This window comes from Betaproteobacteria bacterium (assembly GCA_016713305.1).
Lineage (GTDB): Bacteria > Pseudomonadota > Gammaproteobacteria > Burkholderiales.
In genome coordinates this window covers 179,211-196,520 of sequence record JADJPK010000011.1, presented here as the reverse complement: position 1 = coordinate 196,520, position 17,310 = coordinate 179,211, and the positions used below count along the sequence as shown (strand labels likewise).

At 66.6% G+C, this 17,310-nt stretch carries 18 protein-coding genes; 9 read left to right on the top strand and 9 right to left on the bottom strand.

The features are described from left to right. Positions 1-78: 78 nt before the first annotated feature. The 4 genes from hisD to IPK20_16205 all read right to left on the bottom strand — a co-directional run bounded on the left by hisD (position 79) and on the right by IPK20_16205 (position 5,067). A complete protein-coding gene (gene hisD / locus IPK20_16220) occupies positions 79-1,374 on the bottom strand; it encodes a histidinol dehydrogenase (protein MBK8018111.1) in 1,296 nt (431 codons plus the stop codon). An 82-nt stretch (positions 1,375-1,456) separates the two neighbouring features. Then, a complete protein-coding gene (locus tag IPK20_16215; protein ID MBK8018110.1) occupies positions 1,457-1,873 on the bottom strand; it encodes a hypothetical protein in 417 nt (138 codons plus the stop codon). A 367-nt stretch (positions 1,874-2,240) separates the two neighbouring features. Further along, entirely contained in the window at positions 2,241-3,617 is a 1,377-nt protein-coding gene (locus IPK20_16210) for a copper oxidase (GenBank protein MBK8018109.1), read from the bottom strand. Between the two features lie 4 nt (positions 3,618-3,621). Beyond that, entirely contained in the window at positions 3,622-5,067 is a 1,446-nt protein-coding gene (locus tag IPK20_16205; GenBank protein MBK8018108.1) for a TolC family protein, read from the bottom strand. Here IPK20_16205 and IPK20_16200 point away from each other — a divergent pair. The 7 genes from IPK20_16200 (at position 5,066) to IPK20_16170 (ending at position 10,601) form a co-directional block, all read left to right on the top strand. After that, the gene (locus IPK20_16200) at positions 5,066-5,791 is read left to right on the top strand and encodes a hypothetical protein (protein MBK8018107.1); all 726 of its coding nucleotides are present in this window, start codon (positions 5,066-5,068) and stop codon (positions 5,789-5,791) included. The two genes, IPK20_16205 and IPK20_16200, sit on opposite strands and share 2 nt — an antisense overlap. Before the next feature lie 5 nt (positions 5,792-5,796). Then, complete coding sequence (locus IPK20_16195) at positions 5,797-6,147, top strand: CZB domain-containing protein (GenBank protein MBK8018106.1); 351 nt, start codon at positions 5,797-5,799, stop codon at positions 6,145-6,147. 282 nt (positions 6,148-6,429) lie between these two features. Then, entirely contained in the window at positions 6,430-6,780 is a 351-nt protein-coding gene (locus tag IPK20_16190) for a CZB domain-containing protein (protein MBK8018105.1), read from the top strand. Positions 6,781-7,222: 442 nt separating this feature from the next. Then, positions 7,223-7,648 carry a helix-turn-helix transcriptional regulator gene (locus IPK20_16185; GenBank protein MBK8018104.1) on the top strand — a complete coding sequence of 142 codons (426 nt, stop codon included), beginning with the start codon at positions 7,223-7,225 and terminating at the stop codon, positions 7,646-7,648. Further along, on the top strand, positions 7,645-8,181 hold the full coding sequence (locus tag IPK20_16180; GenBank protein ID MBK8018103.1) for an SRPBCC family protein: 537 nt from the start codon (positions 7,645-7,647) through the stop codon (positions 8,179-8,181). The genes IPK20_16185 and IPK20_16180 overlap by 4 nt, the downstream gene beginning before the upstream one ends. 321 nt (positions 8,182-8,502) lie before the next feature. Next, the gene (gene ylqF, locus IPK20_16175; GenBank protein ID MBK8018102.1) at positions 8,503-9,414 is read left to right on the top strand and encodes a ribosome biogenesis GTPase YlqF; all 912 of its coding nucleotides are present in this window, start codon (positions 8,503-8,505) and stop codon (positions 9,412-9,414) included. A gap of 284 nt (positions 9,415-9,698) precedes the next feature. Next, positions 9,699-10,601, top strand: coding sequence for an alpha/beta hydrolase (locus IPK20_16170; protein ID MBK8018101.1), 903 nt, complete (start codon positions 9,699-9,701; stop codon positions 10,599-10,601). Positions 10,602-10,607: 6 nt separating this feature from the next. Here the strand turns inward: IPK20_16170 and IPK20_16165 are convergent, their stop codons facing one another. From IPK20_16165 to IPK20_16155, 3 genes are all read right to left on the bottom strand, one after another. Continuing rightward, positions 10,608-11,366, bottom strand: a complete 759-nt coding sequence (locus tag IPK20_16165) for an SDR family oxidoreductase (protein MBK8018100.1) — start codon at positions 11,364-11,366, stop codon at positions 10,608-10,610. Between the two features lie 141 nt (positions 11,367-11,507). Beyond that, a complete protein-coding gene (locus IPK20_16160) occupies positions 11,508-12,716 on the bottom strand; it encodes an ABC transporter substrate-binding protein (protein MBK8018099.1) in 1,209 nt (402 codons plus the stop codon). 82 nt (positions 12,717-12,798) lie between these two features. Continuing rightward, positions 12,799-14,001: an ABC transporter substrate-binding protein gene (locus IPK20_16155; GenBank protein MBK8018098.1), complete on the bottom strand. Its 1,203-nt coding sequence runs from the start codon at positions 13,999-14,001 to the stop codon at positions 12,799-12,801. 284 nt (positions 14,002-14,285) lie between these two features. On the opposite strand from IPK20_16155, the gene IPK20_16150 reads away from it, so the two are divergent. Next, complete coding sequence (locus IPK20_16150; GenBank protein MBK8018097.1) at positions 14,286-14,726, top strand: DUF4124 domain-containing protein; 441 nt, start codon at positions 14,286-14,288, stop codon at positions 14,724-14,726. Between the two features lie 7 nt (positions 14,727-14,733). Here IPK20_16150 and IPK20_16145 read toward each other — a convergent pair whose 3' ends face one another. Both IPK20_16145 and IPK20_16140 read right to left on the bottom strand, forming a co-directional pair. After that, positions 14,734-14,934, bottom strand: coding sequence for a DUF2905 domain-containing protein (locus IPK20_16145; protein MBK8018096.1), 201 nt, complete (start codon positions 14,932-14,934; stop codon positions 14,734-14,736). Positions 14,935-14,952: 18 nt separating this feature from the next. Further along, a complete protein-coding gene (locus IPK20_16140; protein ID MBK8018095.1) occupies positions 14,953-15,474 on the bottom strand; it encodes a YbhB/YbcL family Raf kinase inhibitor-like protein in 522 nt (173 codons plus the stop codon). Positions 15,475-15,823: 349 nt separating this feature from the next. Here IPK20_16140 and IPK20_16135 point away from each other — a divergent pair, with 349 nt between their 5' ends. Continuing rightward, a complete protein-coding gene (locus IPK20_16135) occupies positions 15,824-17,248 on the top strand; it encodes a TolC family protein (protein MBK8018094.1) in 1,425 nt (474 codons plus the stop codon). Positions 17,249-17,310 lie beyond the last annotated feature (62 nt).

The window sequence follows — 17,310 nt, the reverse complement described above, 5'->3', positions numbered from 1 at the left end:
TCGCGCGTTCTCGTCCCTGCAACGTCCAGACGCACACGGCAGACGGTTCGCGACACGGCCAGGCCCTGCGCGGAAAGCTCAGCGATGACCGGACGTCTTGAGATGCCCGTAGCGGGCGACGCGGATGTCGGCCTGCGCCTTGTGGCCGGAGAAGCCCTCGATCGCGCACAGTCTCGAGCAATACTCGCCGATCATCGCGGACGCCTCGGGCTTCACCTTCTGGTACGTGCAGGTCTTGATGAACTTGCCGACCCACAAGCCGCCCGTGTAACGCGCGGCCTTGCGCGTCGGCAGCGTGTGGTTCGTGCCGATCACCTTGTCGCCGAACGACACGTTGGTTTCGGGACCGAGGAACAGCGCGCCGTAGTTCGTCATGCGGTTCAGGAAGTAGTCAGGATCCTTCGTCATCACCTGCACGTGCTCGGAGGCGATGCGGTCGGCTTCCGCCACCATCTCGTCGTACGTGTCGCAGACGATCACCTGGCCGTAGTCCTTCCACGCCTGTCCCGCGACGGCCGCGGTCGGCAGCGTCTTCAGCTGCACTTCGATCTGCTTCATCGTGTCGAGCGCGAGCTGTTCGGAGTTGGTGAGCAGGATGGCCGGAGAGTTGGGACCGTGCTCGGCCTGACCCAGCAGATCGGTCGCGCAGATCTCCCCGTCCACGGTGTCGTCCGCGATCACCAGCGTTTCGGTCGGTCCGGCGAACAGGTCGATGCCCACGCGTCCGGCCAGTTGCCGCTTCGCTTCGGCGACGTAGGCATTGCCGGGACCCGCCACCATGTCCGTCGCCTTGATCGTCTCGGTTCCGACGGCCATGGCCGCGATGGCCTGGACGCCGCCCAGCACGTAGATTTCATCGGCGCCCGCCAGGTGCATGGCCGTCACGATGGCCGGGGCGGGCTTGCCCTGGAAAGGCGGCGCGCACGCGATGACGCGCGGCACGCCGGCGACCTTGGCGGTGAGGATGGTCATGTGGGCCGAAGCCACCAGCGGATACTTGCCGCCGGGCACATAGCAGCCCACGCTGTTCACGGGAAGATTCTTGTGACCGAGGATGATTCCGGGAAGCGTCTCGACTTCCACATCGCGCATGGAGTCCTTCTGGACCTGCGCGAAATTGCGGATCTGGGTCTGCGCGAACTTGATGTCGTCCACGTCGCGGGGCGACATGGACTTGATGTTGGCTTCGATCTCGGCCGGCGAAAGACGGAAGCTCTCGGGGGACCACTTGTCGAATTTCTCCGACATCTCCCGCACGGCGGCATCGCCGCGCTTCTCGACGTCGGCGATGATTCCCTCCACCGTCGCCCGAACCTTCGCCTGCTCTGCCGCGTCGTCCGCGGCGCTGATACCCGTCTTCAGAAATCGAATCATTGCCTCATCCCGGTGGTGGAACCGCAGTCCCTTGCAAGGGGCGGAATTCTAACCGGGGAAGATCGGCGCCGGACAGGCGCGCTCAGTACGCCACGCGTTTCATGGGTTCGAACGAAGCCTGGGTCAGCGGCTGTCCCGAAGACCGCACCTGGATCGAGACACGCATGCGCGGATCGAGGATGAATCGGCCGCGCCCGCTGGAGCAGTTTCCGCCGGCCGGCCGCAGATGCACGTGGGTCTCGTCCTGGGCGGACCGGACGATCGCGTCGACCTCCAGCGCTTCCGTCACCGGGGCACCGCTCCCGGCGTCGAACAGGCACACCGTGATCTCGTTGTCGTTGAGCGCCATGCGCACACGGTACGTGCTGGCATTCGGACCTTCGCCCGAACCTGCCGCGGACAGATCGGCCGCACCCGCCGCGGAGCCTGCCGCCAGGACCAGGCCAGCGACCACAAGCCTGGTCCGGCGGATCCATGTCTTTCCAGCAACGTCGTTCATGCTCGTTCCCTCTTTCCGGTTCGAAGGCCGGGTGGCCTCCCGCACCGGGAGAATCCGTCATCCCCGCCCGGGTGGTCCCGTACCTTGTCACCCTGACCAATTCCGCGTGGCGCCGTAGCCGGTTCACCCGACAGGCCGGAGGAGCCCGATTCGTACCACGCGCCACCGTCTTCCTTGCCTTCCAAAGCAAAGCCCTTGCCGTCTTGCTGCGGCGCGACAAAAACCATGCAGGAGCCCGGCCGCGCAGGCGCCAACCCGAATGAATTCAGGGGACAGTGGTGGGACTGAGAGAAGGGACGCCGGCGAGCCGAGCCGGGGACGAGACGCCGGCACCCATGATTCGTGCACCGCACAAACCGCGCGTCGCTCAATGTTGGTGCATACCCTTGCCACCGCCGCCGCGCGTCACGGTCAACGCCTTTTCGTCGATGGCCGGCTCCGCATGCCGTATTGCGGCCACGGGTTCCCCCGTCCACTCGTAAGCGACCGTCCCCGGCGGATGGGTATGCCACTCCGGCACGGTGTGCTGGTCCGGCGCCAGGCCCTCCCGCGCCTTGACCACCGTGAACATCCCGCCCATCTCGATGGGGCCGAACGGGCCCTCCCCGGTCATCATGGGCAGCGTGTTCTCCGGCAGGGCCATCTGCATCTCGCCCATTTCCGCCATGCCCGTGTCGCCCATCACCATGTAGCCGGGCACCAGCTTGCGGAACTTCTGCCACAGACCCTTCTGATCGACCCCGATCATGGTCGGCACCTGATGCCCCATCGGGCCCATCGTGTGGTGCGACTTGTGGCAGTGGAACGACCAGTCCCCGGCGTCCTGGAAAACGCACTCCACGGTCCGGATCGCACCCACGGGGATGTCGACGGTCACTTCGGGCCACTGTGCGGAGTCCCTCACCCAGCCGCCGTCCGTTCCGGTGACGACCATCTCCGTGCCGTGGATGTGCATGGGGTGATTGGTCATCGTGAGGTTCCCCATGCGGATGCGGACGCGTTCTCCCACGCCGCAGACCAGGTGATCGATGCCGGGAAAGGCCCGGCTGTTCCAGGTCCACAGATTGAAGTCCAGCATCGTGGCCACACGCGGCGTGTAGCTCCCGGGCTCGATGTCGTAGGCGTTGATGAGGAACACGTAGTCGCGGTCCACGCGGTGCGCGGCCGGGTCGCGCGGATGCACGATGATCGCGCCCATCATGCCCATGGCCATCTGCACCATCTCGTCGGCGTGCGGGTGATACATGAACGTCCCGGACTTGCGCATGGTGAACTCGTAGACCACCGTCTTGCCCGGTTTGATGGAAGGCTGGGTGAGTCCGCTCACGCCATCCATGCCGTTGGGCAGCAGCACGCCGTGCCAATGGATCGAGGTGTGTTCGGGCAGCCGGTTGGTCACGAAGATCCGCACCTTGTCGCCCTCGACGCACTCGATCGTGGGGCCCGGCGACTGGCCGTTGTATCCCCAGAGATTGGCCTTCATGCCCGGCGCGATCTCGCGGACGACCGGCTCGGCCACCAGATGGAACTCCTTCCATCCTGCATTCATGCGCCACGGCAGCGTCCAGCCGTTCAGCGTGACCACAGGGCGATAGGATTGCTCGTCGAGGGGCGCCCGCGGCACCTGCGTATCGGGGCTCGTCTGCTGATGCGCTTCGGGCAATGCGGCGAGAGCGGCGCGAGAGACAGCTCCGGCGCCCAGCACGGCAAGACCTCCGCTCGTGATGAAATGTCTGCGATCCATGGGGTCAGTCTCCGGAGTGGTCGTGACCGGCCGGCGCCGTCGTCACGGGCGCTGGCGCGCGCGCCGACAAGGTGGGGGTGGGGAGGCGTCCGCCGAGGCTTTCACGCAGCGCGGATTCCGCCTGCCAGAAGTCACTCAGGGCCCGGGCGTAGCCCTGGGCCGCCGCCATCTGGTCGCGCGCATCCGACATCAGTTCGAACACACTCACCAGCATTCCGTTGTAGCGGAGCAGCTGTTCATCGGAGATGGACTCGCGCAGCGGCACCACCTCGTCGCGATACCGTTTCGCGGTCTCCCAGGCGGCGACATAGCGCGCGTGGTGTTCGCGGACCTCGGAACGGGCGTCCACGGCCACCTGCGAAACACGGTGGACTGCCTGCATGTACACCGCTTCGGCGCGGGCGACGCGGCTGCCGCCCCAGTCGAAGAGGGGCAACTCCACGTTGATCTCGTAGCCCTTCTTCGTGGCATCGCCCTGTTCCAGCACGGTGGCCGGTCCCAGCTCCAGCGCGTTCACGAACCGCGTCACCTTCACCAGCCCCAGCGACGCCGCAGTTCCTTCGGCTTCGCGCCGGGCCGCCTGGATGTCGATGCGGTGATCGAGAGCGAAGGGTTCCAGCTCGGACAGAGCGGCAGCCTGCCCAGGCAGTCCGGGCAGATGCGAAGGCAACACCAGCCGGCCTCCGTCATCCAGGCCCAACAGACGAACGAGCCTTTCCCGGGCAACGGCCCGGCCCGCCGTCGCGCGGGACAGCTCGGTCGCGACGTCGAGCTGGAACGCCTGCTCCCGCAAACGGTCGAGACGCGAGAAGTTGCCCGCCTTTTCCATCCTGCGAGCCAGCTCTGCGGTGGCCTCGGCGGCTTCGTGAACTCCTTCGAAGTATCGCTGGGCCGCCTCCGCCTCGACCGCCTCCAGATAGGCCTGCCGCGTCTGCCCGGCGAGTTGCAGCAGCCTGTCGGCCACTTGCAACCGCACCGCTTCGAGACGGCGCCGCTCGAGCTTCAACGCCGCAGGCATCGTGACGAGGCCGAGAATCGGAAAGGTCAGCGAGGTCTCGTACTTGAACGAATCGGCGGAGCGTGTGCGCGTGGTGCTGAACCGCGGATTCGGCAGGCGTCCGGCCTGTACGAGGTCGGCCTCGGCAATGCGCAGGTCCGCGAACTCCGCCTGCAGTCGCCGGTTGTTGAGAAGCGCGATCTGAATCGCGTCCTCGGCCGTGAGGGGCCGCGCCAGCAGAGCGTCGACTTCCTTGCGGATGGAGGCCTGCTCCTCCGTCGTACGCGCCCATTGCGAACGCGCCTGCAACCGGTCCTGCGCGATCTCGTTCAGACCCGACATGCCGGCGTCGGGCGAGAACTGCGTGCATCCGGCGAGGACCATCGCGGAGAAGGTCCAGGCGACGGGATGCAGTGCAAACCCGGCGCGACGGAATCGTCGTGAGTGCTTCATGGAAAACCTCCAGTTCGACCGTCCGGCCGTCATGACCGCCGGACGGAGCCTCGCCTCAGGCGTTCCGTCGGGGAACGGCGCTGATCGAGAAAGCTCGATGAGTCGGAACGTGCGTCGCTCAGGCGGCGGCGCGCGGAGGTTTCAGGAGAGGATGGGTGATGAACGCGAATGCAGCCTCGATGTCGCCGGGACGCGGGACATCCGTCCCGAGGATCGCCAGGTGCCGCGCCGAGGAAGGCAATGCGCCGGCACAGGCCAGCGCACAGAGATCGCACTGATTGCAGCGAAGGTTGGTGTGATGATCCGCGCAATCCCCAGTTGCGTGCGCCTCGATGCCCTGACCGGAGATGTCATGGCCGGCGTGATGCGCGGCGGTCTGTCCATCGGCACCGTGCTCGTGCGACTGACCAGCTGCCGGGAAGCCCCCTTGCTTGCAGAACGGCATCGCCACGGCAGCCCATCCCTGCAACGGCAGGGAAATGCCGAGCACCGCGACGAGCACGGCGGCGAACACATGGCGCAGAAGCAGACTCATGGATCGAGTCTAGGCCTGTACCGGCGCGGCGGGCAACCCGGCGCGTCAAGACGCCTCCCCTTTTGCGGCGCTCCGGTTTCCGATCGTCCATTTCCCCATCTGCGCGTCGGCCCTTTGGCGGGGCTCAAGATTCAGAAGATGTGGCCGATGAACGCAATGGTGGCAATCTCAGCCATCTCGACCAGGTGAGAAAAGTGAACTTCGACGACGCCATTTCGGCCCACACAAAATGGAAAATCCGCCTTCGCACGTACATCGACGGAGCCGGCGAGAAGATCGACGCAACCAAGGCGTCCATGGATGACCAGTGCGATCTCGGCAAGTGGATCTATGGAGAAGGCGCGAAGTACAAGAGCCTCGAGGACTACCAGAAGCTTCGCGCCTCGCACGCGCAGATGCACAAGTGCGTAGGCCAGGTCGTCGCCAAGGCGGAGTCGGGCAGGAAGACGGAAGCCGAGGCGCTGATCGGCCCCGGGGGCACCTTCAGCAAGCTCTCGCAGGAAACGGTCAACGCCATCATGCGGATGCGCAAGGCCGCGAACTGATCAGCGAGGTGGACTGGCGGGCCACAAGACCGGACGGACGGATCCTTCGTACGCCCCGCCCGCAGTCCGCCGCCGCAGGCAGATGCGCGGGCAGACCACTGCCCGGGCCCTTCGGATCGCACGGGTTTCTCCGGTGCCGGACGCCGAACCGGCGACCGTTCTTCCCGGAGGACTCCGTTTCCGGCCAGAAAATCGAAAGCCAGGCCCTCGGCATCAAGTTGCGGTCGAATCGACCGTAACGCGCCGATATGGCCTCTCTGCCATGACCATCAGGGGAATAGCATGAATTTCGACGAAGCAATCGCCGCACACACGAAATGGAAGGTACGCCTTCGCACGTTCATCGACGGCACGGGCGAACAGCTCGACAGCACCAAGGTCGCGATGGACAACCAGTGCGATCTGGGCAAATGGATCTACGGGGAAGGCTCGAAGTACAAGAGCCTGGATGCCTATGAGAAGTTGCGCGCTTCCCACGCGCAGTTCCACAAGTGTGCGTCCCAGGTCGTCACTCAGGCCAGCGCAGGCAAGAAAGCCGAGGCCGAGGCCCTGATCGCCACCGGAGGCAATTTCAGCAAGTTGTCCCATGAAACCGTGAACGCGATCATGCAGATGCGCAAGGCGGCCGGCTGACGGCCGCCTGCGGCGGCCCGGGCCGGCCGGGCGACCTGCCCACCGGCATCGGGATGCATGCCAGCAGTGCATCGCGCCCGCCGCAGCCGACGAGAGCACCTGCGTTGGCGTGAGAAATGGAAACTGGCCGCGGGGCGGCCCCGTCCACTTGGCCCGAGCGAAGCTGACGAGGTGCTCTCCGATATCCGCAAGGTCAGCAGACAACCACGGCTTCGATGCGGCCAACGTCCTCCGCCGCCCGCTGCCGCGTCTGGATTTACTCTTCTCGGGTTCTTGAATGATGGCGAGCACGGCGCGAGCATGGCGTAGGGTTTCGCTCCGATCAGGATCGCCCAGGAGACCGGGCTGACTGCGTGCCGCAGAATCGGTCAACGCGTGGGCCCGCCCCATATATTCAACTAAATGGTTGACAGATGGGCGCGCACCGCATAAATTCAACCCCATGGTTGAATTTAACGAATCCCGACTCGATGCCATCTTTCGCGCGCTGGGCGATCCCACGCGCCGTCTGATGCTCAACCGCCTGGCGGGGGGCGAGCACACCGTCGGTCAGTTGGCCGAGCCGTTCCGCATGTCGCTGGCCGCTGCGTCGAAGCACATCAAGGCGCTGGAAGGCGCCGGGCTCATCCAGCGGGACGTGCAAGGCAGGACGCACGTCTGCCGCCTGAACGCGGATCCCCTTTCCGCTGCCAGCGAGTGGCTCCGCTACTACGAGAAATTCTGGACCGCACGGCTGGACCGGCTCGAGGAACTGCTGCGCCTCGAGACAGCCAGCGCCGGAGCGGACTCCGCGGCGACGCCGCGCAACGCGGGTTCGAGCCGGTCGCCCGCTCGTCCCACCGCCCAACGAAAGCGAGGAAAGCGATGACCGATGTTTCCTTCAACGACCGGCACGGCACGTTGTCCGATGGTGAAGTGCTGCGAATTCAGCGCCGGCTGCCCGGCTCGATGGAGCGTGTGTGGTCCTACCTGACCGAGAGCGAATTGCGTCGGCAATGGCTCGCGAGCGGCCACATGCCGCTGCATGCCGGCGCCACGTTCGAACTGGTCTGGCGCAACGACGATCTATCCGATGCGCCTGCAGACCGACCCGAGGGCTTCCCGGCCGAGTCACGCGCCACCTGCGAGTTTGTCGAGGTGGAGCCGCCACATCGCCTGCGCTATCTCTGGCCGGGCGTCGGCGAGGTCAGCATCGAGCTGGAAGCGTCGGGCCAGGAAGTATTGCTGACCTTGACCCACCGGCGCTTGAGTGGCGACAACCTGATCCTCAATGTCTGCGCCGGCTGGCACGCCCACCTGGCACGGCTCGTCGCCCTCCTGCATGGCAGGCAGCCGCCGTCGCTGTGGAGCACCTGGAAGCACCTGCGGCAAGAGTACGAAGAGCAGCTGTGCGCAAGCTGATTGCGGCGATGGCGCTGCCGCTCGATGGACGAAGCGAAGGCGGCGGACGCAACCCTCACGGCTCTTCGACGGCCCTCTGTTCACTCTCATGAACGCGCACTTCGCCGCGGCGGCGCCCAATCCGCGCATGTTCGAGACCGACAGGGACCGCATCGTCGGACCAGAATCTCTTCGACGACGCGCCCGGGTTCGTGAGCGGCCATCGGGGGCGATCCGGTGCGCCGTGCCGGCCCGCCGAGCCAGTGGAGGCCCTCATCCTTTTCCACCCGCCTCGCGACCGGGCGGGCCTACCGGACTTCGGCAGCCGGAAGTGACACACCCATGAGCATCCAGTGGTTCCCGGGGCACATGGCCCTCGCGCGCGAGAAGGCCGCCGAAACCATGGCGCGCACGGACGTCGTGATCGAGGTAGTCGATGCCCGCCTGCCCCAGGCGAGCGCCAACCCCATGATCGCCGAGTTGTGCGCCCACCGGCAGCGCCCGCGGCTGCGGGTGCTCAACAAGGCCGACCTCGCCGACCCGGCGGCCACGCGCGAGTGGCTCGCGGCCATGCCCGCGCGCAAGGATTTCCGGGCGGTGGCGCTCAGCTGCCGCAATGCCGGCGACGCGGCGAAGGTGATCGCGCTGTGCCAGGCGCTCGCGCCGCACCGCAACGACGGCACCAAGCCGCTGCGCATGATGATCATGGGCATCCCCAACGCGGGCAAGTCCACGCTCATGAACGCCCTGGTCAGGCGCAAGGTGGCGAAGGTGGGCGACGAGCCGGCGGTGACCAAGGCGCAGCAGAGCCTCTCCATGGGTCCGCGCATGACGCTCACCGACACGCCCGGCCTGCTGTGGCCGAAGATCGTGCATCCCTCCGACGGGCTGATGCTGGCGGCGAGCCACGCCGTGGGCACCAACGCCGTGATGGAGGAAGAGGTGGCGGCATTTCTCGCGGAGCTGCTGAAGCGCCGCTATCCATCGGCGCTGAAGTCGCGCTACGGCTTCGATCCCGCTGCGCTGGACGTGCACGCCATGATCGAGGCCATCGCGCGCCGGCGCGGCTGCCAGCTGCGCGGTGGCGGTCTCGATCTGGAGAAGGCGTCGCTGATCCTGTTGCAGGACTATCGCGCCGGCGCGCTCGGGCGCATCAGCCTGGAGACGCCGGCCACCCGGGCAGCGATGATCGCGGCGGCGGCTCAGGATGCTGATGTCACGCCCGGACCCGACCCGGCGCCATCACCAGGCTGAACGAGTACAGGTCTCCTGCAGCGTTCGGGTCCGTCTCGACGGGTGTCGAGAAGGGCCGAAGGCTTGGAGAGGACGAGCAAAGCGCGAGCGACGCGTGTTTTCCGCGTGCCGGCACGTGCCGCGTTCGCCGCGAGACGATCGTGCTGCCCGGACAAGCGCCGCGGGGTGGAAAGCAGACCGCCCGTGAGGCATCGCCCGCCCCGTGCTCGATGTCACGGCTCTGTGGCCTTTCGCCCTGCCCGAGGCTACATCCGGATCGTCCCACCGCTCGTATCCTTCGAACCATGGTCCGCCGATTCCTCTTCGCTTTCATCGCCCTTCTGATGGCGCTCGCCGCCGCGGCTGTCTGGGCACCGCTCACTGTTCTGAGTGCCATCACGCCCGCGAACGGCCTGCGCGAAATCCACGGCATCGCCTACGGCGAGAATCCCCGCCATCGCCTCGACGTGGTGGCGCCCGTCGAGCCTTCGAGCGGACGTCCGGTCGTCGTGTTCTTCTACGGTGGCGCGTGGCAGGAGGGTGACCGGGCGCAATACCGCTTCGTTGCGCGCTCGCTGGCTTCGCGAGGGTGGGTGACGATCGTGCCTGACTACCGCGTACATCCCGAGGCGCGCTTTCCGGATTTTCTGGAAGACGGCGCCGCTGCCGTACGTTGGGCACGCGACCACGCGGCCGACCACGGCGGCGACCCGTCCCGCCTTTTCCTCATGGGGCATTCGGCCGGCGCGTACAACGCCGCGATGCTGGCCCTCGATGCGCGATGGCTGCGTGGCGTTGGCCTGGATCCGGCACACGACGTCCGTGGGTGGATCGGACTCTCGGGGCCCTACGACTTCCTGCCGATCGTGGACCCGGTCGTGCAGATCGTGTTCGGTCCGCGCGATCGCTGGCCGGCCACGCAGCCGATCGCGTACGTGTCGGCGAACTCGCCACCCGCGCTGCTGCTCACCGGCGAGGCCGACGAGCGCGTTCGGCCCGGCAACAGTGTCCGCCTCGCCGCGGCGCTGCGTGCCGTCCAGGTGCCGGTGCAGTTGATCACGTTTCCCGAAGCCGGGCACGCGCGCACACTGATGGCGCTCTGGCCGTGGCCAACGGGCGATGTGCCGGTGCTGGAGGCCGTGGCGGCGTTCATCCGGGAGTGGAGTCCTCGACGCCGCCAAGACCACATGCCGTCACTCGGAGACTGAACATCGTCACTGCGCGCACCACCCCCCATCCATCAGCACGTCGTTGCCGGTCATGAACGCCGCCTTGTCGGAACAGATGTAGAGCGCGAGTGAAGCAATCTCGTCGGCCTCGCCCCAGCGGTGCATGGGGGTCTGGTCCATCAGCGCCTGGTTCTTGGCGGCATCTGCGCGCAGCGGCGCAGTGAGATCCGTGGCGATGAAACCGGGACTGATGGCCACGCACGTGATCTTGTCTTCGGTCAGTTCCAGCGCGAGCGCCTTGGTGAGACCTGCCACCGCGTGCTTGGTGGCGGAATAGACGCCGCGCCCGGTGCTCGTCACGTGCGCCATGATGGAGGTGAGGTTGATGATGCGTCCGTAGCCCTGCCCCTTCATGTGCGGAACGAAATACTTGCAGCAGAGCCAGACACCGGTGATGTTGGTGTCGGTAAGCATGCGCCACTCGTCCATGGTGAAGTCGATCACGTTCTTGCGGATCGCCGTGCCGGCGTTGTTCATCAGGATGTGAACGGCGCCGAAGCGCTTCATCACGTCGTCCGCCAGCTTCTTCACCTGCGCTTCGTCGCGAACGTCGCACGTTAATGCTGCCGCATCGGCACCCGCCTTCTCGAGCAGTGCCATGGTCTCGGCCAGCTTTTCCTGGTTTCGTCCTGCAATGGCGACCTTGGCGCCCGCGCCTGCCAGAGCCAGCGCCGTCGCGCGCCCGATGCCGCGATTGCCGCCCGTGATGACCGCGACGCGGCCGGTCAGAAACTTGTCGTTCATGCGAATTCACCTCTCCTGTGCCTGCGGCGAACGCGCTGTTGCGCATGCCCGCAGGTCGGGTTCCGGATCCGGCCTGCACCGGTGTTCTGCAGCCGGCTCGCACCGGCTCCTTTCGCGGCAGCCATCGCCGCCGTGTGGAAATCAACGACCGCTCAGAATCTCTCCGAACAGCACCCAGCGCTTGCCGTCGAACTTCGCAAGCTGCATCTCGCCGATGGGATAGAAATCCGCCGGACTCGTGTTGAGAGTCACCCCGGGCAGGAGCAGCGCGAGTTCCACCTTCTTGAGGTTCGCCGCCTGGCGCATGATGTTCTCGCGCGAAAGATCGTCGCCGCAGGCCTTGAGCAGGTGCACGAGTGCCTGTCCCGCGATGTAGCCGTAGACGTTGAGCCCGTCTTCCAGACTGCCCGAAGGGTGGTACTTCTTCATCCACGCCTCCCAGGTCTTCACCGCCGGATCGTTCTTCCACTGCGGGTCGGTGGGATCCTTGAAGTAGGTGGCGGAAATGATGCCGGTGGCCTTGTCGAGACCGGCAGGCTGCAGCACGGCGGAGACGGAGGCGGAGACATTGGTGAGGTAGTGCGTGGGCTTCCAGCCGAGTTCGCCCACCTTGCGGATCACCTGCGCGGCGAACTTGGGCGTCGCGAAGGTGAGCAGCATGTCCGCGCCGCTCGACTTGAGCGACACGACCTGCGAATCGACCGTCGGGTCCGTCACCTCGTAGGTCTGCTCGGCGACGATCATCTTCGCCGCCTTGTCGCCCAGCATCCCCTTGAACCCGACGATGTAGTCCTTGCCGAAGTCGTCGTTCTGATAGATCACGGCGATCTTCGCGTCCGGGCGGGTCTTGAGAATGTGCTGTGCGTAGATCCGCGCCTCGATCTGGTACGTGGGATTGAACCCCATGGTCCACGGGAAGGTCTTCGGCTCGCCCCACTTGGCCGCACCGGTGGCCAGGAAGATGTGCGGGACCTTCTTCGCGTTGAGATACTTCTGGATGGCGGTGTTGGTGGGCGTGCCGAGCGACTGATAGATCATCAGCACTTCTTCCTGCTCCACCAGGCGGCGCGTCTGCTCCACGGTCTTGGGCGGGCTGTAGCCGTCGTCCAGCGAGAGCAGATCGATCTTGCGACCGTTGACGCCGCCCTGCTCGTTCACCATGGCCATGTACGCGACCTCGGCCTTGCCCACGACGCCGTAGGCGGACGCCGGTCCGCTGTAAGGCATCGTCTGGCCGATCTTGATCGAGCTGTCCGTGACACCCGGCCCGTACTTCTTCTCGGCCTGTGCGGCGCCGGCGGTTGTCAGGGCGAGCGCCACCAGGGCGCCCACGAAGCGCTTCATGTGCATCTCCTCCAATCGTTGTGTTGCGAGTCTGTCGAATGCGCCGGCCGATTATGCCGCAGGCTCCCGTCCAGGGGCGCGGCGGCCGTCACTCGTGACCGATCACGTCTCCGAACAGCACCCACCGCTTGCCGTCGAAGCGCGCCATCTGCAGCTGCTCGACGAGAAAGTAGTCGGTGGTGCTCGTGTTGTACTTGATTCCCGGCAGCAGGACATCCGTCGTGGCGTCCTTCACGCTGGTCGCCTGCTTCATGAGGTTCTCGCGGGACAGATCGTCACCGCAGCTCTTGAGCACCGCGGTCATGAGCTGCGCCGCGCCGTATCCGTAGACGTGATTGATGTCGGACAGGTCGGCGCCCGGCATGTACTTGGACATGAAGTCCCGCCAGCGCTGCATTCCCGCGTCCTTGGCCCACTGAGGATCCGTGGCGTCCTTGAGATAAAGCGCCGTCACCAGACCCACGGACTTGTCCAGACCGGCAGGCGTGAGCACCGCACCTACGGAAGCCGAGACGTTGTTGAGCAGATGCAGCGGCTTCCACCCCAGGTCGGCCACCTTGCGGATGGACTGGGCGGCGAACTTGGGCGTGGCGATGGTGAACATCACGTCGGCGTTCGAGGACTTCAGCGTCACGATCTGCGAATCGACCGTCGGGTCGGTCACCTCGTAACTCGCCTCGGCGACGATGGCGTTCGCCTTGGCGCCCAGGCCGTCCTTGAAGCCCTTCAGATAGTCCTTGCCGTAGTCGTCGTTCTGGTAGAGCACCGCGATGCGGGCGTTCGGCTTTTCCTTGAGGATGTACTTCGCGTAGATCCTGGCCTCGATCTGGTAGCTGGGCTGGAAGCCGATGGTCCAGGGGAAGTTCTTCGGATCTCCCCACTTGGTCGCTCCCGTGGCCACGAACAGGTGCGGCACCTTCTTCGCGTTCACGTACTTGTGGATGGCGGTGTTGGACGGCGTACCGAGCGGCTGGAACAGGGCCAGCACCTGTTCCTCCTCCACCAGCTTGCGTGTCTGCTCGACCGCGCGGGGGGGCGAATAGCCGTCGTCGAGGCTCACCAGGTTCACCTTCCGGCCGTTGATGCCGCCCTGGTCGTTGATCATCTTGAAGTAGGCGGTCTCGGCCTTGCCGATGGCTCCGTACGCCGAGGCCGGACCGCTGTAGGGCATGGTCTGCCCCAGCTTGATCTCCGTGTCCGAGGCTCCCGGACCATACTTTTTCTGTGCCCATGCGGGCGAGACGAAGACCATTGCAGCCAGCACTGCTGATGCCACGCCGAAGACGTTCATGGAACCCTCCCGGATCGGTGATCGTTGTGCGACGCGGCAAGACACAGGCGGTGTCATGGGCCGCGGGAAATTATGCAGCAGCCTTGCGCGCGCGGGCACGCCGCGCGCCTCGGCCGCGGCGACAGCCGGTGTTACATGGGCGACAGCCGGCGGGGACGCCGGTGTTGCAGGACGCGCCGTCGTTGCAGGGGCAGCCCGGCTGCGGCGCCCCCGTGCATGGCGTACCTCTCGCTTTCGACTGCTCCCATAATGCCGCTCCCCTGTTCCCCGTCATCCAGCGCGTCATGAGAACCGTCTCCCTGTCGATGATGCTTCTTGTCTGCGCCCCCGCCGCCGCGGAGGTCTGCCGCTGGACCGATGCCGACGGCCGTGTGCATTACTCGAACTCTCCGCCGCAGGGCGTCACCTGCACCCGAACGCTCAAGGTTCCTCCCGCGACGACAGGAGCCGAAGGCCCGCCCCGGGACTACAGGTCACAGGAGCTGGAATTCCAGCAGCGACGGGTCCAGCGGGCAGAAGCGGAGAAGCGCGCGGAACAGGAAAAGATGGAAGCGGACCGGCGCCGGGAAGCCTGCGGGCAGGCGCGTGGCCGGCTCGCCTGGCTGGAGGGCGGCGGCCGGGTGGTGAAGATCGACGAGACCGGTCAGCGCCAGTTCCTGGATGATCGCCAGATGGCGGCGGAGATCGCGGGCGTGCGCGAACGCATCGCCAACCTGTGCCGCTGACCTCCCGTTACTTGCGGAACAGCCAGAAGAGCAGCGTGAGCACCGCCGAAACGAGAAGTCCGGTGGTCAGCGGAAAGTAGAAGCCGAAGCCGTCCCGCTCGATGCGGATGTCGCCGGGAAGCCGGCCGAACGGCAGCTTGCCGATCCAAGGCCAGAGGATGCCCGCCGCCAGGATCGCGACGCCCAGAACGATCAATCCGCGTTGCATTGTGCCTCTTCCCCCGTTTCAGCGGCCGGTGAACTTCCGCTTCTCGTACGTGCCCATGAGCCCTGCCTCGGCAATGATGTGGCCTTTCATGGCCCTGTCGACATCGGGCCGATGCGCCGGGCCGAGGTCCGGCAGTACCGTATCCAGGGCGTAGAGGCGGTGAAAATACCGGTGCCGCCCGATCGGCGGGCACGGTCCGCCCCAGCCGGTCGACTTGAAGTCGGTGATGCCTTCCCGTGTGCCCGGCGGAAGGCCCGAACGGGAGACCGCCTCGTCGAGTGCCGTGGCCGTCACCGGAATGTTGTAGAGGATCCAGTGCACCCAGGTCATCTTCGGCGCCGCCGGGTCGGGCGCGTCCGGATCGTCGACGATCAGGACGAGGGTGCGGGCCTGCGCCGGAACTCCGGTCCACCGCAACGGCGGCGATACGTTGTCCCCCTCGCAGGTGTACCTGGACGGGATGGCCCCGCCCTGCGAGAACGCCGTGGACGCGAGGGTGAATGCCGAGGCGGCGCCGCCCCCGGCCGGCACCGCCGCCATGCACATCAGAGCCCACCAGGAAAATCGTGTCAGTGCCATGAAAGCTCCCTCCGTCATCGTCCGTTCCCGCCCGGGGAGAAGAATCTGATCGGTGCGCGGATTTCCCGCCGGGTGGCGGTCTCGTATCGTCGTCCGTCTTGTCCAGACGACTGCGACCCCCACATTCTGAACCCGTCTTCCGTGAGACCCCGGCAGTGCCCTCGACGATCCCGCCAGCATTGAACATATCGCGCGGGCCACTGTCTGCGGCGAGGGAGCGGCCGCACGCCGGCAGCCGGATCGTGCGGATGTCACCGAGTCTCCCTACAATGCGCCACCTCATGTCATCCATCCGTCCCCGCTCGCGCCCGTGAATCGGACCGTCGCGTTCGTCGCAGGCGTCGCCGCCGCCCTGCTGGCCTGCCTCTCCGCCTTCGCGGGAGCCGCCCCGCCCCAGGACCCGTTCGATACGGAGAAGTTGCGCCCCCCGTCGCCTTCCAGCACCTGGCAGGCCGCGCCAGCGTCGGCACCGTGCGATCCCGCTCGGGATCTGCCTGCCCTGATCACACTGGTGGATGCGATCGACCAGGCGTTGTGCCGCAACCCGCGCACGCGGGAGAGCTGGGCGGCGGCCAAGGTCGCCGCGGCCCAGGTCGGTGCCGCCCGATCGGCCACGCTGCCCACGGTCACCGGCACGGTGAGCGCGCAGTCGTCGGATTCGCGCAACGTGATCAATTCGGGCCGCCGGGATCAACTCAACGGCAGCCTGTCGTTCAACTATCTCCTGTTCGATTTCGGCGGGCGCAGCGCGGCGATCGAGCAGGCGCGGCAGTCCCTGCTCGCCGCCAACTGGACGCACAACGCGACGCTCCAGGCCGTCGTCCTGGATACCGGCCAGGCGTACTTCCAGCTCTTCGCCTCCGACCAGGCGGTCGAAGCGACCCAGGCAGCGGAGAAGCTGGCGCTGCAGAGCCTGGAGGCGACCCGTGCACGGCAGAAGGCCGGCACCGCCACGCGTGCCGACGTGCTCCAGGCCCAGACCGCCCATTCGCAGGCGCAGCTCAACCGAACTCAGGCGGAAGGCGACGCCGCCGTGGCTCGCGGAACGCTGTCCTACACCATGGGCCTGCCGGCGAATGCGATGCCCCGGCTCGCGCCCCCGGCCGACGTCGACCCGCGTGCCATCGGCGAATCGGCGGTGGCCGCCCTCATGGACGAGGCACTGAAGCGCCGGCCCGAGTTGCGAGCGGCGGAGGCCAACGTCGCCGCCGCGCAGTCCGCTGTCACGGTGGAACAGTCCGCCGGCAAGCCCAGCCTGTCCCTGTTCGCCAATCCCAGTCTCGGCGTGGTCAATCCGGGCGCCGATCCGCGTTCGCTGTCCGTGGGCGTGACCCTGAACATTCCCATCTTCACGGGCTACCAGAACACGTACCGCATCCAGGCGGCCCGCGAATCGGTGGACCGCAACGCCGCGACGCGCGACCGCCTCCGCAACGACGTGTCCCTGGAGGTCTGGCGCTCGTACCAGGACGTCCGCACCCAGGGCCAGGCGCTGACGACGGCGGGCGATCTCGTGCGCAGTGCCACGGAGTCCTACGACGTCGCGCTCGGCCGCTATCGCGCAGGCGTGGGCAATGTCATCGATCTGCTCTCTGCCCAGAACGCCCTGGTGCAGGCGAACATCCAGCGCATCCAGGCGCAGCTCCGGCTCAACGTGTCGAAGGTGGCGCTGGCGCGGGCGATCGGCGTGCTGGAGCCTTCCCTGTTCGCGGACGCCGGGGCGGCCGCACGATGATGAAGGCCTGCCCGGGACGCCGCGGGCGCTCGAACCCAACCCCGCGCGATGACATGCCGTGT